This window comes from Paraflavitalea pollutisoli (assembly GCF_029360705.1).
Lineage (GTDB): Bacteria > Bacteroidota > Bacteroidia > Chitinophagales > Chitinophagaceae > Paraflavitalea > Paraflavitalea pollutisoli.
The window spans coordinates 639,175-666,059 of the sequence record NZ_JARKMX010000001.1; the positions used below are offsets into that span (position 1 = coordinate 639,175).

The 26,885-nt window shown below is 47.1% G+C and carries 22 protein-coding genes; 12 read left to right on the forward strand and 10 right to left on the reverse strand.

The window, feature by feature from the left end; translation table 11 throughout:
* Nucleotides 1-37: 37 nt before the first annotated feature.
* On the reverse strand, nt 38-796 hold the full coding sequence (locus P2W70_RS02670) for a ComF family protein (protein WP_276479878.1): 759 nt from the start codon (nt 794-796) through the stop codon (nt 38-40).
* A 31-nt stretch (nt 797-827) separates the two neighbouring features.
* Complete coding sequence (gene radA, locus P2W70_RS02675; RefSeq protein ID WP_276479879.1) at nt 828-2,204, reverse strand: DNA repair protein RadA; 1,377 nt, start codon at nt 2,202-2,204, stop codon at nt 828-830.
* A 620-nt stretch (nt 2,205-2,824) separates the two neighbouring features.
* Here radA and P2W70_RS02680 point away from each other — a divergent pair.
* Nucleotides 2,825-3,517 (forward strand): zinc metallopeptidase, encoded by a 693-nt coding sequence (locus P2W70_RS02680; RefSeq protein WP_276479880.1) that lies wholly within the window; start codon nt 2,825-2,827, stop codon nt 3,515-3,517.
* Nucleotides 3,518-4,295: 778 nt separating this feature from the next.
* Here P2W70_RS02680 and P2W70_RS02685 read toward each other — a convergent pair.
* The 3 genes from P2W70_RS02685 to P2W70_RS02700 all read right to left on the reverse strand — a co-directional run bounded on the left by P2W70_RS02685 (nt 4,296) and on the right by P2W70_RS02700 (nt 7,495).
* Nucleotides 4,296-5,849 carry an Rne/Rng family ribonuclease gene (locus P2W70_RS02685; protein ID WP_276479881.1) on the reverse strand — a complete coding sequence of 518 codons (1,554 nt, stop codon included), beginning with the start codon at nt 5,847-5,849 and terminating at the stop codon, nt 4,296-4,298.
* A gap of 453 nt (nt 5,850-6,302) precedes the next feature.
* Nucleotides 6,303-7,145, reverse strand: coding sequence for a tetratricopeptide repeat protein (locus P2W70_RS02695; RefSeq protein ID WP_276479882.1), 843 nt, complete (start codon nt 7,143-7,145; stop codon nt 6,303-6,305).
* A gap of 29 nt (nt 7,146-7,174) precedes the next feature.
* Nucleotides 7,175-7,495 carry an HU family DNA-binding protein gene (locus P2W70_RS02700; protein ID WP_014221934.1) on the reverse strand — a complete coding sequence of 107 codons (321 nt, stop codon included), beginning with the start codon at nt 7,493-7,495 and terminating at the stop codon, nt 7,175-7,177.
* A gap of 201 nt (nt 7,496-7,696) precedes the next feature.
* Here P2W70_RS02700 and mutY point away from each other — a divergent pair, with 201 nt between their 5' ends.
* The 7 genes from mutY to P2W70_RS02735 all read left to right on the forward strand — a co-directional run bounded on the left by mutY (nt 7,697) and on the right by P2W70_RS02735 (nt 15,183).
* Nucleotides 7,697-8,767, forward strand: coding sequence for an A/G-specific adenine glycosylase (gene mutY, locus P2W70_RS02705; protein ID WP_276479883.1), 1,071 nt, complete (start codon nt 7,697-7,699; stop codon nt 8,765-8,767).
* Between the two features lie 137 nt (nt 8,768-8,904).
* Complete coding sequence (locus P2W70_RS02710; protein ID WP_276479884.1) at nt 8,905-9,348, forward strand: single-stranded DNA-binding protein; 444 nt, start codon at nt 8,905-8,907, stop codon at nt 9,346-9,348.
* A gap of 199 nt (nt 9,349-9,547) precedes the next feature.
* Entirely contained in the window at nt 9,548-10,891 is a 1,344-nt protein-coding gene (gene gldE / locus P2W70_RS02715) for a gliding motility-associated protein GldE (protein WP_276479885.1), read from the forward strand.
* Between the two features lie 87 nt (nt 10,892-10,978).
* Nucleotides 10,979-11,608 carry a gliding motility lipoprotein GldD gene (gene gldD / locus P2W70_RS02720; RefSeq protein WP_276479886.1) on the forward strand — a complete coding sequence of 210 codons (630 nt, stop codon included), beginning with the start codon at nt 10,979-10,981 and terminating at the stop codon, nt 11,606-11,608.
* 181 nt (nt 11,609-11,789) lie between these two features.
* The gene (locus tag P2W70_RS02725) at nt 11,790-12,380 is read left to right on the forward strand and encodes a DUF3109 family protein (protein ID WP_276479887.1); all 591 of its coding nucleotides are present in this window, start codon (nt 11,790-11,792) and stop codon (nt 12,378-12,380) included.
* 34 nt (nt 12,381-12,414) lie between these two features.
* Nucleotides 12,415-13,806, forward strand: a complete 1,392-nt coding sequence (locus P2W70_RS02730) for a LutB/LldF family L-lactate oxidation iron-sulfur protein (RefSeq protein ID WP_276479888.1) — start codon at nt 12,415-12,417, stop codon at nt 13,804-13,806.
* A gap of 57 nt (nt 13,807-13,863) precedes the next feature.
* Nucleotides 13,864-15,183, forward strand: coding sequence for a polysaccharide deacetylase family protein (locus P2W70_RS02735; protein ID WP_276479889.1), 1,320 nt, complete (start codon nt 13,864-13,866; stop codon nt 15,181-15,183).
* A gap of 68 nt (nt 15,184-15,251) precedes the next feature.
* Here the strand turns inward: P2W70_RS02735 and P2W70_RS02740 are convergent, their stop codons facing one another.
* From P2W70_RS02740 to P2W70_RS02750, 3 genes are all read right to left on the reverse strand, one after another.
* The gene (locus P2W70_RS02740; protein WP_276479890.1) at nt 15,252-16,178 is read right to left on the reverse strand and encodes a DMT family transporter; all 927 of its coding nucleotides are present in this window, start codon (nt 16,176-16,178) and stop codon (nt 15,252-15,254) included.
* A gap of 8 nt (nt 16,179-16,186) precedes the next feature.
* Entirely contained in the window at nt 16,187-17,710 is a 1,524-nt protein-coding gene (purH, locus tag P2W70_RS02745) for a bifunctional phosphoribosylaminoimidazolecarboxamide formyltransferase/IMP cyclohydrolase (RefSeq protein WP_276479891.1), read from the reverse strand.
* A 92-nt stretch (nt 17,711-17,802) separates the two neighbouring features.
* The gene (locus P2W70_RS02750; protein ID WP_276480287.1) at nt 17,803-19,749 is read right to left on the reverse strand and encodes a ComEC/Rec2 family competence protein; all 1,947 of its coding nucleotides are present in this window, start codon (nt 19,747-19,749) and stop codon (nt 17,803-17,805) included.
* A 754-nt stretch (nt 19,750-20,503) separates the two neighbouring features.
* Between P2W70_RS02750 and P2W70_RS02755 the strand changes: the two genes are divergently transcribed.
* From P2W70_RS02755 to P2W70_RS02770, 4 genes are all read left to right on the forward strand, one after another.
* Nucleotides 20,504-21,016 carry a hypothetical protein gene (locus tag P2W70_RS02755; RefSeq protein WP_276479892.1) on the forward strand — a complete coding sequence of 171 codons (513 nt, stop codon included), beginning with the start codon at nt 20,504-20,506 and terminating at the stop codon, nt 21,014-21,016.
* A gap of 93 nt (nt 21,017-21,109) precedes the next feature.
* Entirely contained in the window at nt 21,110-21,766 is a 657-nt protein-coding gene (locus P2W70_RS02760) for a hypothetical protein (RefSeq protein ID WP_276479893.1), read from the forward strand.
* An 85-nt stretch (nt 21,767-21,851) separates the two neighbouring features.
* Nucleotides 21,852-22,661 carry a sensor histidine kinase gene (locus P2W70_RS02765; RefSeq protein ID WP_276479894.1) on the forward strand — a complete coding sequence of 270 codons (810 nt, stop codon included), beginning with the start codon at nt 21,852-21,854 and terminating at the stop codon, nt 22,659-22,661.
* Nucleotides 22,662-22,671: 10 nt separating this feature from the next.
* Entirely contained in the window at nt 22,672-23,328 is a 657-nt protein-coding gene (locus P2W70_RS02770; RefSeq protein ID WP_276479895.1) for a response regulator transcription factor, read from the forward strand.
* A gap of 75 nt (nt 23,329-23,403) precedes the next feature.
* Here P2W70_RS02770 and P2W70_RS02775 read toward each other — a convergent pair whose 3' ends face one another.
* Together P2W70_RS02775 and carB are read right to left on the reverse strand one after the other, a co-directional pair.
* On the reverse strand, nt 23,404-23,874 hold the full coding sequence (locus P2W70_RS02775) for a DinB family protein (RefSeq protein WP_276479896.1): 471 nt from the start codon (nt 23,872-23,874) through the stop codon (nt 23,404-23,406).
* Between the two features lie 173 nt (nt 23,875-24,047).
* On the reverse strand, nt 24,048-26,870 hold the full coding sequence (gene carB, locus P2W70_RS02780; RefSeq protein ID WP_276479897.1) for a carbamoyl-phosphate synthase large subunit: 2,823 nt from the start codon (nt 26,868-26,870) through the stop codon (nt 24,048-24,050).
* Nucleotides 26,871-26,885: the final 15 nt, after the last annotated feature.

The window sequence follows — 26,885 nt, forward strand, 5'->3', positions numbered from 1 at the left end:
TTTTTAATAACGGCTGGCGAAGGGAATAATTGCCATTCTACTTCGTTGCGAACCCCACAGTGGCTATGCTGAGGGTAACCGGTCCAGCTGCTAATAAGGCCCTGCCACAGGATTCGAGGGTGGCCCCTGTAGTAACGATATCATCGACCAAAAGCAGGTGTTTACCTCCAAAAGAGCTCAGGTTGCGGGCCTCAAATTTCCCTTCTATGTTCTGCCAGCGTTGGATCCGTGTTTTGCGGGTTTGCGATTCGGTGGGGCTGTTGCGCATGACTATGTTTTCCAGTACGGGAACATTCAGGTAATTGGCCATGGCGGAGCACAGCACCTCGGATTGATTGTATCCTCTTTTTCTTTCTCTTGACCGATACAGGGGGACTGGCACCAGCGCGTCTGGTTGTGCAAAATGCGGGCTGGCCTTCAACGCTTCTCCCAGGCGATGCCCCAACCAGGTGCCTATGTCTTTGCGGTTTTTGTACTTGAATTCATGCAGCAGGTGCTGTACCAGCGATCCTTTGCTGAAGTAGGTATAACTGGTTGCGTAACTTACCGGCAGTCGGCCCCTGAAGATATGCTGAACGGGATTTTCGGCATACAGGTGAAAATTGGTGAGGGGTAGTTCGGTGATGCAGGAGAGGCAAAGTAGTTGTTTGTCGGAGATTGCATCATTTCCACATCCTGCACAGGTATGGGGAAAGAATAGATGCCACAGTGATCGGGCGATATTGGATATATGCATACGGCTATCATTGTAAGAAGACTTAGAGCGGATTTTCACCGCTCTAAGTATGTATGGCATAATATACCCGTTATTGACGTTTTTAGATTTCCTATCCGAAAAGATATTGATACACTTCGTCCACCCGGCCCATGCTGATGACTTCGATATTGAACTTTTGCAGGTTGAGTCCTTTTTGGTTGTATCGTGAGACCAGGATCTTTTCAAATCCAAGTTTTTCCGCTTCCGCGATACGCTGCTCGATCCGGTTCACGGCTCTTATTTCCCCGCTGAGACCAACCTCGCCGGCAAAACAGGTAAGTGGGGGAAGGGGTATGTCCTCATAGGAGCTGAGCAGTGCGCAAAGGACGGCAAGGTCGATCGAGGGATCTTCTACTTTAAGCCCTCCGGCGATATTGAGGAATACATCTTTGACGCCAAAATGAAAACCGCCTCGTTTTTCCAGTACGGCCAACAGGAGCTGCATGCGACGCAGGTCGAATCCTGAAACTGTGCGTTGGGGTGTACCGTACACCGACTGGGTAACCAGTGCCTGTACTTCGATCAAGAGGGGGCGCATGCCTTCGATGGAGGCTGCGATGGCAATTCCGCTGAGGCTGTCTTCTTTTTGGCTGATGAGGAGCTCGCTCGGGTTATTGACGCCCCGCATGCCGTCGCCCGACATTTCATAGATACCCAATTCCGCCGTGCTGCCAAACCGGTTTTTGATCGTCCGGAGGATCCTGTAGGTATAATGCCGGTCTCCTTCGAACTGCAATACCGTATCCACCATGTGTTCAAGAATTTTGGGCCCGGCAATGGCGCCGTCTTTGGTAATATGGCCGATCAGGAACACGGGTATGTTGGTCTCTTTGGCGAATCGTTGGAATTCGGAAGCTGATTCCCGTATTTGGGATATGCTACCGGGTGATGAGTCGATATAGGGCGACTGGATGGTTTGAATGGAATCGACGATTACGAGTTGCGGCCTTAGCTTTTTTATTTCCTGGAAGATGGTTTGGGTAGACGTTTCAGTCAACAAGTAAAAGTTGTCGTTTTGAATCTTTAACCTGTCGGCCCGCATCTTTATCTGCTGATCGCTCTCTTCTCCACTTATGTATAGGATGGTTATATCTTTTAGCATCAGGCCGACCTGTAGGAATAAAGTTGATTTGCCTATACCCGGTTCACCTGCTATCAGTGTAATGCTACCCGGAACGATACCTCCGCCTAAAACCCTGTTCAGTTCAGCATCTGGTGTAGTGATCCTTTTTTGTTCGGGGGTTGTAACGGCATGGAGCGCTATTGTCTTGCTATCTTTTTTATCGTCCTGAAATGTTTTCCAATTATTCTCTTTCTGGGAAGATTCTTTGTGTATGACTTCCTGTACAAAGGTGTTCCATGATCCGCATGAGGGACATTTACCTAACCACTTTGCACTTTCATAACCACAGTTGGAACAGAAGAACGCAGTTTTCACTTTACTCATTCAATAAAGGTAGTAGTATAAAAAGAAACGTGACGTCGTGAGTTGCGGGAATGGTTTGTAGTTGTTGCAATTCCGATTCTACTTTTTATTTGATTGCGTTGACATGTCTTGCTTGTAGAAATCAGTGTCTCTTTTTGGAATAGAAAGGCTGTTGAATAAACAGATGAATCATGAAATTGATAGGGGCAATTATTTTATCAAAAGAGAGTCGTGGAATGAAGTATTTGGAGGGGTATTGGGGGGCAGTATTTTTTCAAAGTAAAAGGGCCAACATTGCTGTTGACCCCTTACTTACTAACCCATTAAATTCTTGCACTAAATTACAAATAAGCACCACATAACAAAATTATTTTTTGAGGTTGTGAATAAATTTTAACCCCCTTTTCAGGTGTGCGAGGGCGGTGTATTGAAGCCTTGTAACTAACAGATAAACAGTAGATTAGAAACATATTAATATTTAAGGGTAAGTCTTTGTGATAAAATGTCAGCCTTTATCTTTGATCAAATTTCATGGTGACAAAATGCCTCTTATTTTTGCATAAAACCAGCCAAAAATTGTCAAAAAAAAGCTGGTAACTGTTTTGATGTTCACGTGTTATATCTTATTAAACTGGTAGAAAATGACACCATCTATTTTAATCGTTTCTTTGATCTTTTTGGGCATCAGTATGCTGGTTTCCGGGGTACTGAAAAGTAAGTTTAAGACCTACAGCCGGGTGCCTATTTATTCTGGTTTGAGTGGTCGGGAAGTGGCCGAAAAAATGTTGCGGGACAACGGCATTTATGACGTAAAAGTGGTCTCTGTTGATGGTTTTCTGAGTGATCACTACAATCCTGCAAACAAAACAGTTAACCTGAGTCCGGATGTATATAATGGCGTTTCAATAGCTGCAGCGGCCGTTGCTGCTCACGAATGTGGTCACGCTGTTCAGCATGCTACTGCTTATCAATGGCTTACGATGCGCAGCAAACTGGTTCCTTTTGTACAATTCAGTTCGGGTATCGTACAATGGGTATTATTGGCTGGAGTGTTGATGATCAATGCTTTCCCTGCCTTATTATTGGGCGGTATTATTCTTTTTGCGTTGACCACGCTTTTCTCGGTGATAACGCTTCCGGTTGAATTTGACGCAAGCCGCAGGGCTTTGGCCTGGCTGGAGCGTACGAATGTGACCAGCCAGCAAGAATTTCCCAAGGCTAAGGACGCCCTGAAATGGGCGGCTCTGACCTATGTGGTGGCGGCTTTGGCCTCTATCGCGACCCTGGTTCAATATGTGTTGATCTATGCCAGCGGTAGCCGTAGCAGGGACTAACAAGAACTTTTTCTTAAACAATTTGACAAAATGATAAAAAGCTGTGCAGCATCCTGCACAGCTTTTTTGTCTTTTGGTCGTGCAGCGCCTGCAGCCATGGGCGCATACCTCCAAAATCATTTAAGAATTTTTCCCTTTTAGGACTTTTGCCCTGATTGGAACCATATCTAACTGCGCCGGGTTAAAACTGCTACTATTTACCTGGCTATCAATAACCAATGCTAACTGTGACGCGAACTCCGGCCCTCGAGCCGGAGTTTTTTTATGGGTTTTGGACTGCACTGTCTGATTGAGGGTGGCAAGCTTCCATAATCTGCAGCGGAGGGGAAAAAACAGTCATTTTTCGGGAAGTGCTTTGCACAGTTACAGGCCAAATCGACACACTTATAGGCGAAATCGACACGCCTATTGGTTTGTTGTTGGAGCAATGCGCGGCGGTATATAATTTCACACTTCACAGATTGATTACAACGCGTTTCTGGTTCGCCTTTCTATAGTCTATCGGGTGCCCTCCCTACGGTGCCCGATTTTTTTTGCCCTACCTGTCAGCAATTAAGGGGATAATATGCCCCAGGAAGCACTGCGTGTTCTCCAATATTTTGAACCAAGTCTTCGCGGGATATGAAGTGGCAGAGCAGTTCTACATAAACTTTACTGAGCCATTAGGCTCAGCCCAACCATGGGATGGCGGCTGAATGCTTCTTACCGTTGACTGGTGGGCATAGGAAGGGCAGTATTGTGTATGCAATACGCAGAATACGATGAATAGAGAGATCAGTTAGAGTTTGATCTCTTCTTCGTGTTTGTCGAAAAAGTGAAATTCTGTGAGGTGGTAATTGGTGTTCTCGCTCATTTTTATCTTTTGCCCATATTTCATTCTCCATTTCCACTGCTTGGATTTGAAGAGCCATCCACCTTTTGTCAGGTAGGCGTACATAATGGGGTGAACCACCAATGTAAGGTCTTTGTGCTGATGGGTGATGAGATAGCTAAGGTTCTTTTCGATCTCGTCTTCGAGGAGAAGGGTAGAGGAGATCTTTCCGGTGCCTGCACAGGTAGGGCATACTTCCTGTGTATTGATGTTCATCTCCGGTTTCATGCGTTGACGTGTGATCTGCATGATACCAAATTTGGAGATAGGTAGTACGGCATGTTTTGCCCGATCGGGCTTCATGAATTCCTCCATGGCCTCGAGCAGCTTGCGCTTGTTATCGGGCAGCTTCATATCGATGAAGTCAACCACGATAATGCCGCCCAGGTCACGCAGACGGAGCTGGCGTGATATTTCGGCAGCGGCTTCGAGATTTGTTTCCAGTGCATTCAGCTCCTGGTTGTTGCCAACACTTTTGTAGCCACTGTTTACGTCGATTACGTGCAATGCCTCGGTGTGCTCAATAATCAGATAAGCACCACTGGGCAGGTTGACGGTTTTTCCGAATGCTGCTTTTACCTGCTTGGTGATACCAAACTGATCAAAGATGGGCAATCCGTTCTGGTAAAATGCTACGATATCGGCTTTCTCGGGAGCGATGCGCTGGATGTAACTACGGGTATCGTTGTAGATATTCCGGTCGTTAATGACGATCTTGTTAAAGTCTTCATTAAGCAGGTCGCGCAATATGCTGGTGGTCTTGGTTTGCTCACTAAGTATCTTGGCAGGAGCGACTGATCCTTTCAGGTTACTCTGGATGGCTTTCCAGGTTTCTACCAGCATGGAAAGGTCTTCGTGTAGTTCGGCAGTGTTTTTTCCTTCTGCGGCGGTACGTACGATGACGCCGAAATTCTTAGGCTTGATGGCCTCTACGATCTTCTGGAGTCTTTTGCGTTCATCGGCGGAATGGATCTTCCGGGATACGGCTACAATGTCATTGAAGGGGGTGATTACAACAAATCGTCCTGGCAAAGAAATTTCACAGCTAAGGCGTGGGCCTTTGGCGGCGATAGGCTCTTTGAGAATTTGTACGAGAATGTTGGGTTTACCGCTGAGTACTTCGTTGATTTTGCCGGTCTTGATGATCTCGGGTTCTACCTGGAAAGTGCCAAAGTCGAAGTCTTTTCCATTGTCGTTGATGGCCTGTTGGGTGAATTTCAACAACGAGCGAGCGTAGGGGCTAAGATCGGTATAGTGGAGGAAAGCGTCTTTTTCGAAGCCAACGTCAACAAATGCAGCATTGAGACCGGGGATGAGTTTTTTCACTTTACCGAGGTAAAGGTCTCCCACGGCAAAACTTGCATCTGCTTTTTCATGATGCAATTCTACCAGCTTCTTGTCCTCTAATAGGGCGATTTCCACCCCCTGAGGTGCAACATTTATAATTAGCTCCTTATTCAAGCGTTACATCTTTTACCGTCTTACCAATCATCACTACAAGGAAGTTTGCTGAAGCAGCATTATTTGTCAAATATCTAGCGGTCAGTTATGCAAGCAGCACGTCCGAAAATAAAAGACAAATAATAAATTCAGCTAAAGAAGGAAAGGGGCCCCGTTTTAGCGGGACCCGTTGCAAGAAGATAAATTAGCGATTTTTCTTCTTATGACGGTTCTTTCTCAGTCTCTTTTTGCGTTTGTGCGTCGCAATCTTATGACGCTTTCTTTTTTTACCACAAGGCATAAAACACCAATGATTTTTAATTAACTAATAATTTTCAGCTTTCTTTCAATGATTAACAAATCCGAGTGAAAGGGTTGCTTTATTGATCTACAGTGAAAAACCCGAAATCCGCTTGATAGCTACGGATAGTACAGGGATTTCGAATTTCTCTCCTTCAGTTCTTTGGAAAAGGTTTATTTCTTCAACGACTCGATACGATCATCAATGTCCTTTACAAAGCCTGGATCTTTCAGTAAGAGCCTGGCTGCTGTGTACCATTTGATCGCATCGGCTTTGTCACCTTTGCGTTCGCAGGCATCGGCCAACATCAGGATTGCTTCCAGGTTGTTGGGTTCATGTTCTGCTACTTTCTTCAAACGTTCAATGGCTTTGTCCAATTGACCGGAGACCAAACCGCCGATTCCGAGCATAAATTGTGCATACATATTATGCGGATCGCGTTCTGAGACCTCCCTGATCATTTGAATTCCCTGCATCGGGTTGTCGCTGATGCCTCCCAGGAGGTAGCAGCTACCTAGTCCGATCTTCAGTGAATCATCATTCGGATCCAATTGTAAAGCCTTCTCAAACAACTCTTTAGCCTCTAAGGCCATCCATCTTTTCAGAGCGGGTTCTTCCTGGCGGCGAACACCGTCTAAATAGAATTGGGCAGCAAAGGTGAGGTTTTTTTGAGAATTTTCCAATTTAGCAGCTTCTCCGCTATACCAGGCAAAGGGCAGGAGCATATGAGCCGAGTCTTTCCAGAACTCGGCAAGCTGTCTGTACACCTTGATTTGCTGGTCTTTAACGTCTCCACGGACAACGGCCGATTCCAGCTTGCTGACGTGAGCTTGCTGGGACGGGGTTAGCTTCTGGCGGGAGGCCGTCAGAATAGTCTCAATGTCCAACTGACCTGTAGCGGCTGCGCTTGCTACAGGCACGGTCTTATCTTTCGGGGGGATTGTACGGCCAAAGAAGAATAACAGGCAAAGAAGAACAACTCCACTGCCAACGAGGATCATCTGCTGCTTTTTCACGAATCAGAACAATTTAATGAGCAGCAAAATTACATTTCATCGTCGGGGTTTGGTTGATCTTCTTTTACTGATTGCAACTTTTTAACTTCTGCCACAAATTCTTTGGCAGGTTTGAAGGCTGGAATGTAATGTTCAGGGATGTGTACCGCAATGTTTTTCTTAATGTTGCGGCCGATCTTAGCAGCTCTCTTTTTAGTGATGAAACTGCCAAACCCACGAATGTAGATGTTTTCTCCTTGGGATAAGGTATCTTTCACTTCCTTGAACATGGTCTCCAGCGTAACCAAAACATCAACCTTGGGAATACCTGTTTTTTCAGATATTTGGTTAACGAGGTCTGCCTTTCTCATGTCGTTGAATTTTTAACGGGTTTGAAAATATGTTTACGATAAACGGCAATTGTCACAAAATCAATTCATTACTCAAATTAAATGTTAATTCGCACATTTGCAAGAAAAGGTATAAATAATTGATATTGAGGGGTATCAATTTCCGTGCCGGTTACCCTTAACTGTACTCATTATCAAAAGGTTATATATTCAATATTTACCATGAAACCAATATTCACTGAGAAGCTGATGGCGTGGAATAAGGCCAAAAATGACCGTTCCATGCCATGGAAAGGCGAGAAAAACCCGTATAAAATCTGGTTGAGTGAAATTATTTTACAACAGACCAGAGTAGAGCAAGGGCTGGCTTATTATCAAAAATTTATCAAAGCTTTTCCTACTATACAACAGCTTGCCAAAGCTCCTGAGCAAAAGGTATTTAAATTGTGGGAAGGTCTGGGATATTATACACGCTGCAGAAATTTAATCGCCACTGCACAGATCGTAGTGAATGACTACAAGGGAATATTTCCTAATACATACGATGAGATTAAAAAGTTGAAAGGCATCGGTCCTTACACTGCTGCTGCTATTGCCTCCTTTGCTTTCAATGAACCACATGCTGTTGTGGATGGAAATGTGCAACGTGTGATTGCACGTTACTTCGGTATTTCTACGCCGATCGATACTACTGCCGGTAAGAAGATGTACCAGGAACTGGCTACCGCGTTACTGGATTATGACGAACCCGGTAAATACAACCAGGCAATCATGGATTTTGGTGCTGTTATATGCAAACCGCAGAACCCTTTATGCGGCGAGTGTCCGCAACAGGCCGATTGTGAAGCGTTTAAGCACAACCTGATCAAACAGCTGCCCGTCAAGGAAAAAAGCCTGGCCAAAAAAGAGCGTTGGTTCTATTATTTCATCATTCAGTACGAGGACAAAGTTTATGTTCGGCAGCGTAGCGAGAAAGATATCTGGCAAGACCTGCACGAGTTTGTGTTGTTTGAATCAGCTACCCCTGTACAAACGATGTTTCAAGACCTTCCTTATCTAAAGAAGCTGTTTGGCAAACATTCCTATTCGGTCAGTCATATTAGTAAAGTTTATCATCAGCAACTTACGCATCAGCTCATTCATGGTCAGTTTATAACCGTTACAACGTTAAAGCCGGTCACGGCTTTAAAAGATTATTTGCTCACCGATAAGAAGCAATTTAAACGTCTGGCCTTTCCGCGTATCATTAACACCTTTCTGGACGAAAAAACGTCGTTGGCACAGTTATTTTAATGCATTCACAATGATGAGGATCGGCGCCCTATATTAACACTTAGTAGGGTCAAAAAAATGGAAAATATCTTGAAAAAAAATTAACTTTAAGAGTAAATAAAACCGGTAGACGATTTCTAACAATAAACTCACCATTTATGAGAGGCGTTAACAGGGTTATGCTCATTGGCAATTTGGGAAGGGATCCGGATGTGCAGTACCTGGAAGGCAATATTGCAGTAGCAAAGTTTCCACTGGCAACCACGGAAACATTCAAAGACAGGGCTGGTAAGCTTATTTCACAGACCGAATGGCATACGGTGGTACTTTGGAGAGGATTGGCCGAGCTGGCCCAGAAATACCTGCATAAAGGGAGCCTGGTGTATATCGAAGGACGCCTGCGTACCCGCAGCTGGGAAGATAAAGAAGGTAATAAAAAGTTTGCTACCGAAGTAGTGGGGGATAACCTCATTATGCTAGATAAACGTACTGATGGTACACACCACGGTAATCATACCAATTCACACGGTGAAAATGTGGAAGGATTCAGCAATACCGATATCCCACCCATGGGCGAGCCTTCGCAAGACCTTCCGTTTTAGATTACCCATTTTCCGGATTTCCAAGATTTAATGGGGTGTCAGGGCAATAAAGTCCCCCTAAATCCATTTTTGATCATTCCGACCCGCAACAATATTTTTGCATAAGTCAAGTTTTTCCCGGCGGGCTGAGGCCTGCCTTTATTGATGCGGCTCAGCCTAAACTGTTGATCGATCATTTTTAACAAAAACCAATTTTGCTTTGGATAATCCTTTCAGGTGTTTGTTACCAGGCGAAGCAGGGCAGCCCGTTTTCCTGGCTGTGAATGTACAAGCCACAACCATTCTATCTGCAGTAGTTTTATTCCTGTTGCTACTTTCTTTCTTTATTTCGGGGGCCAAGGTCGCTTTCTTTTCCCTTACTTACCGGGATGTGAACATGCTGAAGACGAAGCAGGATTCTGGCTGGAAGCGGATTGCCAACCTGCTCGATGAGCCGCGTAAGTTACAGGCATCGTTGATGATTGCCAATACGCTGATCAATATTGCCATCATTATCCTGGCTAATTTCCTGATCGATCCCATATTTACTTTCAAAGATGACAGCTGGATAGTAGGTCTGGTTATCTTTTTCATCAAACTGATCGTGATCAGCGCTGTGATCGTATTGTTTGGCGAAGTGTTGCCTAAAGTCCGGGCCAATCAGAATAACCTTCGCTCTGCTTACGAAGCCTCTTTCCTGGTTGAAGTTACCTTTTATCTTTTTAAACGGATGGCGGGGTGGATGGTCAGCATGTCTGACAGGGTGGAAAAGATCTTTGGTGGTAAAGCTTCGCGGGCACTTACTCAAAAACAACTGGAAGAGCAGATCCGCTCTACCATTCATGAAGAAGAGGAGCAGCGTATCCTTGCAGGGATCTATAAGTTTGCAAATATTACGGTGAAGCAAGTGATGTGTACCCGCCTTGATGTGCATGGTGTAGAACACAATTTATCCTTCAAGGAATTGAAGCAGATTGTCAAGGATACGCATTATTCCCGCATGCCGGTTTTCAAAGGCAGCCTGGACGATATTCAGGGTATTATTCACTCCAAAGACCTGATCCCACACCTAAACGAACCCGATAATTACGACTGGCAAAGTTTGCTGAGACCGCCCTATTTTGTACATGAACAGAAGTTTATTGAGGACCTGCTTACCGAGTTCCAAAGCAAGCGTATCCATTTTGCGGTGGTGGTAGATGAATTTGGCGGTACGAGTGGTATCATTACCCTGGAAGATGTCCTGGAAGAGATCATTGGCGAGATCAAGGACGAGTTTGACGAAGAAGAGTCGGGCAATAAGAAGATTGACGATGCTACTTATGTTTTTGAAGGCCGCACGATGATCTATGACGCCTGTAATACCATGAACCTGCCTGCCGATACCTTTGACCAGGTAAGGGGGGAAAGTGATTCGCTGGCAGGTCTGATCCTGGAGCTGGCGGGTGAAATTCCCAAGGCTGGTGATGTGGTACCTATCGGTGACTTTGAATTTGCCATTCTTGAAGTGGACCGTAACCGGATCAAAAAGGTGCAGGTAACCATCAAGCCCGGCACAGTATAATTCGTCCTCTGTAACAGTACTGTTTCTATTGTAGACTCCTGATTTATTATACGTATTATGGTTAAGCGTTTCCTTTTACCCTTCCTTGTGTTAGCTTTTCTGGCTGCTTGCAACAGCGACTATACGATCAGGAAAAAGGGTTATTATCAGATAGATTTTCCCAAGCATGAATACAAGCTGTTTGACCAACCAGGTTATCCCTATACTTTTGAATACCCGGTTTATGCCAGGGTTGTAAAGGACACCTCTTTCTTTGATGGTAAACCGGAGAACGACTACTGGGTCAATGTCGACTTTCCCCAATTCGATGGGAAGATCTATATGAGCTACAAAGAAATTGGTAAAAATGAGCTGACAAAGCTGGTGAATGACGCTTTTCAGATGACCTATAAACACACCCAAAAGGCTACAGAGATCACCGATTCGGCCATGCTTACTCCCAATGGTATCAGCGGCCTTTTTTTTCATGTCGGTGGCAATGCTGCTACTGCCAAGCAGTTCTTTGTGACTGATTCTGTCAAACATTTTTTGCGGGGGGCTCTGTACTTTGATGCCTCTCCGAATGAAGACTCGCTGGGCATTGTCAACCAGTTTCTGCAGGAGGATATGAAGCACCTGATCAACACACTGAAATGGAAGGGTGGAACCAGCAGCAAGCCAACTGTTGCCGCACCCAAGCCGCAGCCTACTCCTGTCGATCCCGGGGTAAAACATTGATAATTCCTATTACTGTCAACTACTTACGAGCCGGGCTAAAAGTTGGGCGGGAGCACAACCGCCAAGCCTTTCCTTGTTTTGCGGTGCAGAACAGGCGACGTTCCCCGTTGTTTTGGCGGGCAAAATATATGAGCCCGGGATGCTGCCAACATCGTAAATTTGCGATGTAAAATTTATTCCCTTGATAGCAGTTGATAATGTATTGATCAGTAACGACGTGGTGGAGGAGCAATTTGTATGCGACCTTTCGAAGTGTAAGGGCGGATGTTGTGAGGAAGGGGATGCTGGTGCCCCGTTGGAAAATGCTGAACTGGACCTGATCGTTGACCTGTACGATAAGGTTCTTCCCTACCTGACCCCCGAGTCGATTGCAGAGATCGAGCGCAAAGGTAAATACGTTTATCACCGCGAGTTTGGTTGGGTTACCCCTACTTTGGGCAACGATAATGAGATTTGTGTGTACGGTTACCGTGACTCGAAAGGTACTATCAAATGTGCTTTTGAACAGGCCTATAACGACGGTATTATCGGCTGGAAAAAGCCGATCAGTTGTCATTTCTTCCCCATTATACAAAAGACCGGCCGCGAAGGAGACTTCGACCGTATGAACTACGAGCCACGCGAGGTGTTGTGCAAACCGGCATGCGGTTTGGGTAAAAAGCTGAAAGTTCCTGTTTATCAATTCCTGAAGGAGCCGATCATCCGGAAATACGGAGAGGACTTTTATGAAGCGCTCGATACTGCTGCAAAGCTTTACAAGAGCAGCAAGTAACATTAAGCTTGTTTTTCACTTCACAACCGGAAGCATGAATGATATCGTTTCGTCGTTTATAGCCAAAAGCACCGTCAAAGCGGCTGATCTGGAGCATCGCCGCAAGGTGAATTTCAACATCAGCAAGTACAATGCAACGGTGCCTGTTGGCAAGCAACAGTTTGCCAATGTGCACCTGGCGCGCGAGCGTGCGAAGAATGTGAAATGGCGGGCCATTGAAATGCTGGACGTATATCTGGAGGAATTTGAGGCCAACCTGATCAAGCGCGGCGGAAAAGTGATCTGGGCCGAGACGACTGAGCAAGCCCTGGAGGAAATCGGTAAGATCTGCGCTGCCAAGAATTGTAAGACGGTGGTGAAGAGCAAAAGTATGGTTACCGAAGAGATTCATCTCAATGACTACCTGGAAAAGAAAGGCATTGAAAGTATCGAAACGGATCTGGGAGAATATATTCAGCAGCTTGATGGAGAGCCTCCTTACCATATTGTAACGCCTGCCATGCATAAAAGTAAGGAAGACGTTGCCAAACTATTTTACAACAAACTCAACACGGCTCCTAATCTTTCGCCAAGCCAGCTTACCCTGGTAGCACGCGAAAAGCTGCGTACCAAATACGTAGAAGCTGAGGTCGGTATAACTGGTGCTAATTTTATCATTGCCGATATCGGGGGCATTGCTGTCACAGAAAATGAAGGGAATGCGCGGTTGAGTTGTGCCTATCCAAAGACTCATATAGCGATTGTAGGCATTGAGAAGATCATTCCTTCTATGAACGATCTTGGCTTGTTCTGGCCCTTGCTGGCCACCTACGGAACGGGTCAAAATGTGACGGTATATAATACTATTGTTAGTGGGCCACGACAGCCCGGCGAAACCGACGGGCCGGAAGAAATGTATGTAATATTGCTGGACAATGGCCGTACGAACATCCTGGCTAACGAGAAAACACGTGAAAGCCTTTATTGCATTCGCTGCGGGGCCTGCCTGAATGCCTGTCCCGTTTACAAAAATATTGGCGGTCACGCCTATGGTACCACTTATAGTGGTCCTATTGGTTCTGTGATCACGCCACATTTGAAGGGCGTGGATGATTGGAAGCACCTGAGTTATGCTTCTTCCCTTTGCGGTAATTGTACCGAAGTATGTGCCGTGAAGATCAATCTGCATGAGCTGCTGCTGGAGAACAGGCATGAAGCCGTGGAGCAGGGGGCAGCTGGCTGGTCGGAGCGCATGGCCTGGAAGGCCTGGAAGATGGCCAGCCTTCACCGCAAGTGGATGAACAAGGGCAGCCAAAAGACGAAGAACTGGATGGTTAACAAGGTCTTCAAGGGATGGACCGCACACCGCGGTGATCTTGATTTTGCACCTAAAACCTTCAATGAGCAATGGCAGGAAAAGCACGCCCCCCCTTCGGTCAAAAAATGAGAACATTTTATATAGAAAGTCAACTTTATCGGTTGACTTTTTTATTTTGTGCTACGGATGCTGCTTTTTAGTTATACCATCACCCCCCGACTGCAATATGTTGTTGATTTTCTCAACAAAGAGTTGTTTGAAACAACTGTGACCATCACCACTGATCTTCACCACTTCCAGACGGCTGTCGGGCCGCGTATCAATTACTCTTCCGAGCCATTCGATGCTGAGGTGTTCTCTGTACGGCCTGTAAGACTTTTGTTTGAAAAAGGCATCCGGCCGCAGGACATACATTGCTTTACCTCGCAGGGGCGGACAGCCTTTTTTGCGAGCGAGGGAGATCTCCCCTTCGATCTTTTAGCTGCCACCTTCTACGTGCTCAGCCGCTACGAAGAATACCTGCCACATGATAAGGATGAATACGGCCGGTATGCGCATACCAATTCCCTGGCCTTCCGGGAGGGGTTTCTTGATCAGCCGCTGGTCAATTACTGGTTGCTTCAGTTCAAGCAGGCCTTGCTGCAACGGTTTCCGAATCTGACTTTCAGCAAGAAGAATTTTAAATGTATTCTCTCTTACGATATCGACATCGCCTGGTCATACCTACATAAAGGGTTTGTACGAACGGCGGGCGGATTTGCCCGTTCTGTTATCAAGGGGCAATGGACAGAGGTGAAAGACCGCTGGAATGTATTACGAGGACTGCAGAAAGACCCCTATGACTGTTTTGAATGGCTCGATGCGCTGCATTTGTATTGCCGGTTGCGGCCCTACTATTTCTTCCTCGTGGCGCGTAAGCAAGTAGGGTATGACAAAAATACACCTACTGATGTGAAAGCTTTCCGGCAACTGATCGAGTATTATTCCAACACCTATAAGACGGGCATTCATCCTTCGTGGCAAAGCGGTGACGATCCCGACCTACTGGTGGAGGAAAAGGAGTGGCTGGAAGTTGTGGCCGATACGCCGATCACCAGAAGCCGTCAGCACTATATACGGTTTGAATTGCCCGATACCTACCGGCTGCTCGTAAAAGCTGGTATCGAGAAAGATTTTTCCATGGGCTATGGCAGTATCAACGGTTTCAGGGCATCTGTTTGTTCATCGTTTGTATGGTACGACCTGAACCTCGAGCAAAGCACTTCCCTGGTGCTTTATCCTTTCTGTTTTATGGACGCCAACTCTTACTATGAACAGAAAGACACACCGCAACAGGCTTACGCCGAATTGGTCTTATACCATGAGCAGATACGAAAACTGAACGGCATGATGATCTCTATTTGGCACAATTCAATATTAGGCACAGACCGTCGTTTTGCCGGTTGGCGTGAAATGTTTGAGTTATTTATGCGCGAGACGGTGTATTGGGATGCTTATTCCGATTAGAGGATAACCAGTTGTAGCAGGCATATGGTACAGTTGGCCAGGTAATACTTCGCTTCCCCACATTTAAGCTATTTCGATCGCCGGTAAGCCCGGTTGATCAGGTTGACCCCCAGCAGTGTAATAGCACCTCCTACGGCTATGAATATCGTTAGCTTTTCATCAAACAACAAAGCCCCAAATAATACTGCGACCATTGGATTGATGTAGGCATAAATGGATACCTGTTCGGTGGGCAGGTTCTGTAAAGCATATAGGTAAGCGAGAAAAGAGATGACGGAACCAAAGGTGGCCAGGTAGGCGATAGCTGTCCAGGACTGCCAGGGTATTTCCTGTATCGGTACTGTGTTGCCAGTGCTGTAGGCGATGATACTGGTCAGTATGCCGGAGATCAGCATTTGTAATCCGAGACTGAAATAAGGGTTGAAAGCGGTCGCCTGTTGTTTGGTATAAAGTGTTCCGAAGGCCCATGTCCAGGATGCTGTCAGTGATAAGAGGATACCGAAGCGGAATTCCGGATCAAAGAAGTCGGCCAGGTGTTCGTAGAAGATGACGCAAACGCCTCCAAAACCCAGTACGAGCCCGGCAAGGGCCATCAGGGGTATCCTGGTGCGTGCTGTAAAGAGGTTGATGATCACGATCCACAAGGGAAAGGTGGCAGCGATAATGGCGCCCAATCCCGCGGAGATATACTTAACACCCCAGGTTGAGAGACCATTGGTGAGAAAGAAGTTGAGCAGGCTGAGGATGATGATGGGACCCCACTCTTTGCCGCGCGGCCAGGCGCGGCCTTTACTGAGAAAGAAGCACACATACAACAGGCCGCCAATCGATTGACGAATGCCGGCCAGTTGTATTGCGGGCATATATTTGACGCCTTGTCTGGAAGCGATCCAGGTGGTACCCCAGAAAAAACATACCATTCCCAATGCTACCAGGGCCTTAATGCGGCTACCCCGGTGATGTAGGAAAGGTGTTTTGGTTAAGGGGTTCGTCATTCAGTTTGTTAGTGCTTAAAGTGGCGCATGCCTGTCATAACCATGGCCAATTTATTTTGTTGGCTGTATTCGATAGAATCTTTATCGCGTACGCTGCCTCCCGGTTGTATATAAGCGGTGATGCCTGCGGCGTGTCCCATCTGCACACAATCATTGAAGGGGAAGAATGCGTCGCTGGCCAACACGGCTCCGTTCAGGTCGAACTTGAACTGACCTGCTTTTTCAATTGCCTGGCGCAGGGAGTCGATTCGGCTTGTTTGTCCGCAACCTTTGCCGATGAGTTGTTTATCTTTCACCAATGCGATAGCGTTGGACTTCAGGTGCTTGCATACGAGGTTGGCAAATTCCAGGTCTGCTTTTTCTGTGGCGGTCGTTTCGCGGCCACCTACTTCTTTCCATTCAACGAAGTTGCCTTCGTCTGCCCCTTGTATCAAAACACCATTCAATACTGATTTGTATTCTTTGGTTTTTTTGAAGGCTGCTTTCTGTTGCAGGAGGATCCGGTTCTTCTTTGACTTCAGGATGGTCAGCGCATCTTCATCGAATGCAGGAGCGATCAATACTTCAAAAAAGATCTCATTGATGGCCTCGGCTGTTGCTTTGTCGATGGTGCCGTTGCAAACGAGTACGCCGCCGAAGGCACTTTCGGGGTCGCCGGCAAGGGCTGCATCCCAGGCACTCTTTACCGTTGGACGGGAAGCGATACCACACACGTTGGTGTGTTTGATGATGGCGAATACAGGGGTGGCTGTGTCGCTGGTAAATTCGTTGATCAGTTGTACGGCAGCGTCAACATCCACGAGGTTATTATACGACAGCTCTTTTCCGTTGAGCTGGTTGAAGATTTCGTCCAGGTTGCCAAAGAATACACCTGTCTGGTGTGGATTCTCTCCATAACGCATCGTCTTGGGGTGGGGGATCGACTCGACGAAATAGAGTGCATCGGTGCTGTTGAAATATTTGGCGATGGCCACATCGTAGTGTGCAACGATCTCGAATGCTTTAGCGGCAAAGGCCTTGCGCTGTTCGATGGTGGTGGTTCCTTCCTGCTCTCTCAGCAATTGCTCGAGGTGTGCGTATTCGGATTTAGCGGCGATCACTACCAGGTCGCGGAAGTTTTTGGCTGCACCACGGATCATGGAGGGGCCGCCGATATCTATCTTTTCGATAATGAGCTTCTCTTCGTTGGTAGTAGCCACTGTTTCTTCGAAGGGATAAAGATCTACGATCACCAGGTCGATCTCGGGAATGTTGTATTGTTTCATCTCCTGCAGGTCGGTTTCATTATCCCGGCGACCTAGGATTCCTCCGAATACAGAGGGGTGAAGGGTTTTGACCCGTCCGCCCAGGATGGAGGGGTAAGTGGTCAGGTTTTCCACGGGGGTTACGGGGATGCCAAGCTTTTCAATGAAAGCTTGTGTGCCGCCGGTGGAGTAGATGGTAATACCCAACTTATGCAGTTGCTGTACCACTGGTTCCAGGCCGTCTTTGTAAAAAACGGAAATGAGGGCAGACTGAATCTTTTTTGTCATAAATCTTTAAGTTTTCTAAAAAGAATTCCGGAGCAGGATGGGGGCCTGCGACAGAATTGAATAATAAATGCTTTGAGAGGCGCAAAGGTAACTTAATGACGGGGGAAAACAAAGGCGCCCTGGGTGGCTACCGCGTGACAGGGGATGCCTAAACGCCGGCTATCCTGTTGCCAAGTCCTTGTTTTCCAGGGAGAATTGGTGCCGTCAACAATTATATGCGAACAGTCAAAAAGGTTGGCCAATTGGCCGATGGAGATGCTGGGATTGCCTGTGAGGATGAGCATCGTGACCGGCAATCTTGTATAACCTCGAAAGGGGGTGGCCTGAAAAGAAGTATCGATATGCAGGATGGTGTGGGTGCCGAACTGGGTAAGTTTTCCTTCCTGTCGTATGCCTGGCAAAGTGCTAACCGGCTTAACCCGATGTTCTATGCGGTTGGGCTGCAAATGGAAGGAAGTGAGTGCGGTGTTGGCCCGAAGTGCACTATCGCCTTGAAACAGGTACTGTCTACCGGCGAAAAAATCAAGTGCCTGCATCCGTGGGGTATTATATATGATCATCTCCTGCTGACGATTCGCTTGCCAGGCATAAAAGCAATTTATCGCTACTATTGCCCAGACGGCGGATAGGCTAACCAGGAGCGGACGGCCCGTTTGCTGGTACCGCCAATAAACGAAACCAGCGATCATTGTATAGAAAAACAGCAATTGGGGAAGATTGAAGGGAATGTTGTCGGTAGTATTGAACGGGATGTGGTCAAGCATTTCTACAAAACGATTCAACCACGCGATCATTTGAGACAATAGCCAGCCCAGCCAGGACGCCAGGTCGGGGAGCCAGGCAACACAGCAAAGAATGACCTCTCCGACGAGTATGACCCCAGATAACGGGACCGCCACGAGGTTAGCGATGAGGAAGAGATTGGGAAACTGGTGAAAATGGTAGAGGCTGATCGGCAGGGTCAAAATCTGGGCTGCAAGGGTTAAAGCAATTAGCTGCCATACCTGCCGCAGGTATTTATTGGTGGGATCGAGCAGCCCGGTTATGGGACGCAAGAACAATAGAATACTCAATACGGCGGCGTAAGACAACTGAAAGCCTACGTCGAAACAAAGCCAGGGATCGTACCAAAGGAGGAGAAAGGCTGATACGGCGAGTGCATTAGTGGGTGATTGGTGAATGGGTAAGCGGCTCCCAATCAGCAATGTAGAAAACATGATGGCTGAACGGAGTGCCGAGGGAGAGGCGCCAGTCAATAAAACGAAACACCAGAGGATCACCAGTATAGCACCGGGCACCGCCCATCGTTGCCAGGAACTGGGTAGCCGACTGCCGAAGAAGAGTAACAGGGCGTATATGAGGCCCAGGTGCATGCCCGAGATGGCGATGATATGGACGAGTCCGGTATTTATATACGATTGCAGCAGTGGTTTATCGAGGTCATTTTTGTAGCCGATGAGGAGTGCCTCTGCCAATCCGGCTTGCTTTTTGTCAGGAATTGTTTCCCGGAGTATGGCCAGCATTTTTTTACGGGTATCAAACAGTAGTTTTTTAACGGAGAATATTTGTTTTTTTTCTGCCACAAAGTAGTTGTGTTCACGGAGGTATACCTGATGAAATACTCCTTTAAATCCGCAGTATTGTTTGTAATTGAATGCGTTTGGGTTGCCTGGATTGCCAATCGGCTCAGGTGTTTTGACAAATGTTAAGACTGTTCCATAATCTATGCCCGCAGCTAGGTGCTGCTTGTCGAAATACAGTACCAGCCTGCCTTTTACGCGATGCAGGTGCTGTTTTCCTTTAACTACTTCAATGGTTGCGATCGTACTGTACGATTTAGCTTTTTCAGTAAGCGGTTCTGCAATCCGTACCATGATCGTATCGCCCGGTTGATAATGATAGCCAAACCAATTTTTTTGATGTGCCGGATTGTTATACCACGCAACCAGCATACCGCTTGCAAAAAGCAATAGGTTTAATAAAATAGCAGGGGCATGTCGATAACGAAAACGCAGGTTGACGGAAAGGCGGGCCGTCAGCAACAGCAGGCAGATGCACCAGGCGGCCAAGATCCACGCCGGGCGTGGGGATAGGGCCAGTTTGTATTGTGCCAGAATGCCCGCTGTAAACGGTATTATAAGACGTAAAAAAGGTACTTCTTTCCAGGCAATTATTGTGCTTGGGTGCATAATAAAAATGACGATTCGCTGTTATGAAAACAGAGCCTGCAAGAAGATAGTTATGATCTTGAGAAAGGAAAAGAAAGCACCACTTCCACCGATTCCGGTAGAAATAGAAGGATAAGGCAATGGTAATGGAAAAACAGGTAGTTGCGGTGCTTTAAACAGGTTGGGGAAGATCAGAATAAAATTTCCTCAAGTTTTTGTTCTAGAACAAAGGCCTTGAGGAAATCTGTCGGCTGGCTTCCACAGGAGTATTGGATTTTGAAAAACGGGATGATAGCAACTCTCCGGTATCTAATTTCAGACAAAATTCTAAGCTGCCAATACAATGGGCGATTTATTAAATACGGATTTTTCATCAGTTCAATCACGGGGTCTGGACCCCCGTTTTTTTACGGGGTAGTATTACGTTGTTTTTGCGGTTTTATATGCGCAGCTTTGACGGATTTTTGACGGTGTTTTCAACGCGACTCCTTGACTAGCTTCACGTTATGAATATTACTAATTTATAATTATATGGCTAACATTCTATTGTAGCCGAAATCGAGCGCCTTTGGGGATTACTTTTACATCGGTATCAAAATCATTCATGTTTAAATCCCCCAAAGCAATGACAACTATTCAAAAAAAATCCTTAAAGGTTGGCCGCTACGTTGACACGAACCATGTAGACTCTGTAATCCGCAATTACAAGAAAGAAAGGTGGGTGCGCAATTCCGAGCATATTGGCAAGGAAGATTCGCTGAGTGTTTGGTACAGCGTAGAGGAACTGGAAGGATTCATCGCGAAGATCAAGGAACACGGAGGAGATGGTATTAAGATGTATTTCGCAGCATACCCCGAGAATTTCGATAAAAAACCTGAATACAGCAATCGCCAGACTATTGTAATGGTTGCTACCCGCAGCCGTGAAAGTGAAGCTGGTCTTACCAATAAAGATCTTTATACCAATCCTGGCCAGATCCTGGCCTACAACCTTGGCAGCCTGTGTCCTCCTAACTGCGGTACTGGTGGTTCTACCAAGCCTCCTACCAAGCCCGGCGAAGAACCAAGTGCTGATGATTGGGGCGGTATTGGTGTTACGATCGTTGATCGTGGTGCTAAAGGTCTCACCATCGTTTAATTTACCCGAACATATTGAAAAGCCTCTGTTGACCCCCAACAGGGGCTCTTCATTTTGGTGCATGCCGTCAAAATATATGCTATATTGGTACCGATGTACATTCCCGGCTATCTATACGTAGAACTTATCAGCTTACTGGCTTCCTTCAATCTGTTCTTCCGGAAGGATACGCCGTTGTTTCTAAAGTTGTTTACCCCATACCTGTTGTTGACGCTTGCTTTTGAGATCACGAGCTGGCAGTTGAACATGAATGAAAAAAGTGCTGAATCTGCTGCCTTGATGTTTCCCTCCTCGGCCTTCGAGATCGAATTCTATATCTTCACTTTGTACAACATTATTCAAACCCCCAGGATCAGGCGTGTCGTATTGTGGATCGTGTTCTTGTACCCGGTACTGGCGGTATTCAATATCTACTATTTGCAGGCAGGCGCTTTTCCCTCCAACAGTTACCTGCTGGGATGCATATTGATCGTGACGATCTGTATCTATTATTTTTACGAACTGTTTCATTTACCAGGCATTGGTAATTTGTTGCAGGAGCCTGCGTTTTGGGTGTGTACGGCTTTGTTGTTTTTTTACATATGCAGTTTGCCGTTCTTTGGTTTGTACAACCTGATGTACAAAGTTTCGCCCGGCATTATGGAAAATATATCGGTCATCCTGACGGTGATGAATGTATTCCTATACACTATTTTTACGGCTGCGTTTCTTTGTGTAGTCCGGATTCCCAGGTTACTCTCCCGATCATAAACAGATCATGCTTCAAACAGCCCCTAACTTTTTGTAATTTGCCGTCAGCCATGTCAACACTAGTTCAGTCAATACAAATAACCGCATGAAGAATCAGGAACAGGAATTACTGGTAATGTTACTGGCTGGTGGAATACTGGCAATTGCGGTCGTAACGTTCATTGTCATCATTGTACTGCAATATCAGCGTAGGCAGCACCGTCACGAAAAGGAGCTGACGCGTATGAAAGATCAGTATGAACAGGAAGTGCTGCGTTCACAACTGGAGATCCAGGAAGAGACTTTTAAAATGATCGGCCAGGAGCTTCATGATAATATCGGGCAGGTTTTGTCGGTTGTTAAGCTGTCTTTGTCCATGTTGCCTATTCGCAAAGACCATGAAGCGTATGAGCCTATTTTTACTTCCCGGCAGATATTGAACAAAGCGGCCCAGGATCTTTCCGATCTTACCAAGAGCATGCACAACGACCGTATTGCCCAGATTGGGTTGGTGGAAGCTATCAGGCATGAAGTGGAGAATATGCGGAAAAGCGGGGTGTTGCATGTTGAGTTTGAAACGGTCGGGTCAGAGTATCATTTTGACGGACAAAAGTCCACCTTCCTTTTTCGTATGTTTCAGGAGATGCTGAATAATACGCTAAAGCACTCCAAGGCCAGTCAGCTGGATGTGCGTTTGTTGTTCTCAGACGACAACAAGTTTAGCCTTATTCTGGCTGACAATGGGGTGGGGTTTGATGTTGAGGCCAAGAGAAATTCAGTGTCTTCCTCTTCCGGTGTTGGATTAAAGAGTATCTTCAATAGGGCAAAATTGATCGGTGCGGACCTGGACATGAAAAGTATCCCCGGAAAAGGCACTACAGTCACCATTCAACTATCTTTGCCTCAAGAAAGTTAAGCAGCTCTCAATGACAGTTGGAAAAAAAATACAGGTAGCGGTTGCCGACGACCACACGCTGATGCGTAAAGCACTGGCCCGGTTGATCAGCACATTCGACAATTACACCATTCTTTTTGAAGCCGATAATGGCGCCGATGTGAAGGAAAAGATCGGCCGGCATATTATTCCCGATGTGCTCCTGCTGGATGTGAATATGCCAGGTATGGACGGATATGAAACGGTAAAATGGATCTTCAAGAATCATCCGCATATCAAGGTACTGGCGCTTTCTATGTCGAGCGATGAAAGTACGATCATTCGTATGCTGCGTCTTGGCGCCAAGGGTTACATCATGAAGAATACCGAGCCGGAAGAGTTGAAGATGGCCCTGGATTCCGTCATGGAAAAGAATTTCTATCTCTCTGAATACATCTCCGGAAAGATCATCAGCGGTTTGCATAAGGATATAGATCAGCCCGAGGAGCCCGTTTCCCTGACCGAAAAGGAAAAGGAGTTTTTGCAGTGGGTTTGCTCAGAGTTGACCTATAAGGATATCGCCGCTAAGATGTTCGTTAGCCCCCGTACGGTGGATGATTACCGGAATTCCCTCTTCGAAAAACTTAAAGTAAAGACCCGGGTAGGGCTGGTACTGTATGCTATCCGCAATGGCATGGTAGAGGCGTAACCAAGGTTGGTGACGCCCTGCTATTCTATATGGCTCCTGGTGCTGGTCCTGTGTGATCGATACCGGGCTGGTGGCTTATTGGAGTAACTTTTTTACATAGATGATCTGCGCCAGGTGATAGATATTGTGTTCGAGGTACCCCTTTAGCATGAAGCCCACGTTGTAGGTTCGAAGTGCTACCGGTTCTTCGAGGATATCGTCTTTTCTTGTTTGCAGCAGTTCAAGAATACGCTTGTTGGCTGACTTGAATTCCTGTATACCGTTGCGCCAGGTATGCACGGTGGGATCGATCTCGCGCCAATCGAATACTTCGTAGTAGTTCATGTCTTTCTCCAGATCTCCTTCCAACCTGCTTTGTACAAACCGTGCCCAGGTGATCATATGGTACAGCAGTTCGATCATTGCGTGGCCTTTTTCGTCGGGGTTCACGTATACCAGGGTTGGATCTATTTCTTCCAGCACCGCGTAGGCGGAGCGCCCGTACCAGGGATTTCCCTCCAGTATTTCGGTCAGGTGATTGCTGATTTGTTGAATGGCTGTATTCATGGCATCGGTTTATGTAAATATAAACTGTAGTGTGGTAAAATTATATGCCATAGGGATCGTGGAATCGGGGTGTACGCCTGATGGGATCGTTTCTCCCTGTTTAAATGAGGTGTATCGAAATACAAAGGGGCTGACCAGCTGGTCAGCCCCTTTGCCTATAGTTTGTGCCTGGCTTATTTGCTCAGGTACATGCTTCTGTCTTTGTAAAGCTGGCGGAAGTAAGGATCGCGCAGGTCTTTGATGAAGCGGATGGCTTCGCCAGTCGACTTCATTTCGGGCCCGAGCTCTTTGTTTACACCGGGGAATTTCTCAAAGCTGAACACTGGTTCCTTGATCGCATAACCTTTCAGGCGCTTTACCACCTTGAGGTCACGGAGCTTTTGCGTACCGAGCATCACTTTGGTGGCGATGTTGAGGTACGGGATCTGGTAAGCTTTGGCGATAAACGGTGTGGTACGGGATGCGCGGGGGTTGGCTTCGATCACATACACTTTACCATCCTTGATGGCAAACTGGATGTTGATGAGCCCCTTGATCTTCAGTGCAAAGGCGATCTTCTTGGCGTATTCTTCCATGGTCTCTACGATGAGCGGAGACAGGTTGAACTGGGGCAGTACCGCGTTGCTGTCGCCGGAGTGGATACCAGCGGGCTCGATATGCTCCATGAGGCCCATGATGTGTACAGTTTCGCCGTCACAGATCGCATCGATCTCTGCTTCCTGACAACGGTCGAGGAAGTGGTCGATGAGGATCTTGTTGCCGGGAATATGTTTCAGCAGGCTAACTACTGCTTTTTCTACTTCTTCATCGTTGATCACGATCCGCATTCTCTGGCCACCCAATACATAGCTGGGGCGAACGAGTACGGGATATCCTACTTTGTTGGCTACTTCGATGGCTTCGTCAACATCGAAAGCGGTGCCGTAATCAGGATAAGGGATCTTCAGTTCTTTGAGCAAGTCGCTGAACCGGCCGCGGTCTTCGGCGATATCCATGCTATCGAAGGAGGTACCGATGATCTTGATACCTTTTTCGTTCAGGCGTTCTGCGAGTTTGAGGGCTGTTTGGCCACCCAGCTGTACAATCACGCCTTCGGGTTTTTCGAGCTCGATGATTTCCCAGAGGTGCTCCCAGAATACGGGTTCGAAGTACAGCTTATCGGCCATATCGAAATCGGTAGAAACGGTCTCGGGGTTACAATTGATCATGATGGCTTCGTAGCCGCTTTCTTTGAGGGCGAGCAGGCCGTGTACACAGCAGTAGTCGAATTCGATACCCTGGCCGATACGGTTGGGTCCTGAGCCAAGTACGATTACCTTCTTCTTGTCGCTCCGCTTGCTTTCGCTGTTGTTACCGCTTTCGAAAGTAGAGTAGAAGTAAGGTGTTTTGGCTTCGAATTCTGCACTGCAGGTATCCACCATTTTGTATACGCGGGTGATGCCGGCTGCCTTTCTTTTTTCGTAGACGGCTTCGTCGTTGCCGTCGTTCATGATGATCGAGATCTGCTGATCGCTGAAACCGAGGAATTTGGCTTCTTTCAGCAGTTCATCGGGCAGGGTGGTCAGCTTGTATTTAGCGATCTCCTTTTCCATGTTCACGATCTTCAGGATCTCGTTCACGAACCAGCGGTCGATGCCGGTTGCTTTGGAGATGGTACCTACGGATACGCCGAGTGTCAGCGCGTCCTTGATACGGAAGATGCGATCCCATTTCGGGGTTTTGATGTATTCGATCAGGTCTTCGGCATGCATACGGCTGTGGCCGTAGTAGCCAAGGCCTACTGCATTGTTCTCGAGGCTCTGGCAAGCTTTCTGGATGGCTTCGGTAAAGCTGCGGCCGATGGCCATTACTTCTCCTACGCTCTTCATTTGCAGGCCGAGGGTGTCGTTGGCGCCTTTGAACTTGTCGAAGTTCCAGCGGGGCATTTTCACGATCACGTAGTCGAGCGCAGGCTCGAAGTACGCGGAGGTGGTCATGGTGATCTGGTTCTTCAGTTCGTCGAGGTTATAGCCGATAGCCAGTTTAGCGGCGATCTTGGCGATGGGGTAGCCAGTGGCTTTGGAGGCCAGTGCGGAAGAGCGGCTCACGCGGGGGTTGATCTCTACAGCGATCAGCTCTTCTGTGGCGGGATTGAGGGCGAACTGTACGTTACAACCGCCGGCGAAGTTGCCGAGGCTGCGCATCATCATGATGGCCTGGTCGCGCATGTCCTGGAAAGCGGTATCGCTCAGGGTCATGGCGGGTGCTACGGTGATGGAGTCGCCGGTATGTACACCCATGGGGTCTACGTTCTCTACCGTACAGATGATGGCTACGTTGTCGTTCTTATCGCGGAGCAATTCCAGTTCATATTCCTTCCAGCCAAGTACCGCTTTTTCTACCAGTACTTCGTGGATGGGAGAAGCTTTCAGGCCTTTGTCGAGGGCTGCTTCCAGTTCTGATTTGTCGTGTACAAATCCACCACCTGTACCACCCAGGGTAAAGGAAGGGCGGATAACGAGGGGGAAGCCGATCGTCTGGGCAAATTCCTTTCCTTCGAGGAGGGAGTTGGCCACTCTGGATGGGGCCACGGCTACGCCGATCTTCACCATCAGCTGACGGAATTTTTCACGGTCTTCTGCGGTGTCGATTGCTGCTACATCCACGCCGATCATGCGTACGTGGTATTTTTCCCAAACTCCCAGTTCCTCGGCTTCTTTAGCGAGGTTGAGGGCCGTTTGTCCACCCATGGTGGGCAACACGGCGTCGATCTGGTTTTCTTCCAGGATCTGCTCAATACTTTCTACTGTTAGGGGTAACAGGTACACTTTGTCGGCCATCATAGGATCGGTCATGATGGTAGCCGGATTACTGTTGATCAGGATGACTTTGATCCCTTCTTCCCTCAGGCTGCGGGCAGCCTGGGAACCAGAGTAGTCAAATTCACATGCTTGTCCGATGATAATTGGGCCTGAACCGATGATAAGTACTGACTTGATCGAGGTGTCTTTGGGCATCTTCTTTTACGCTGT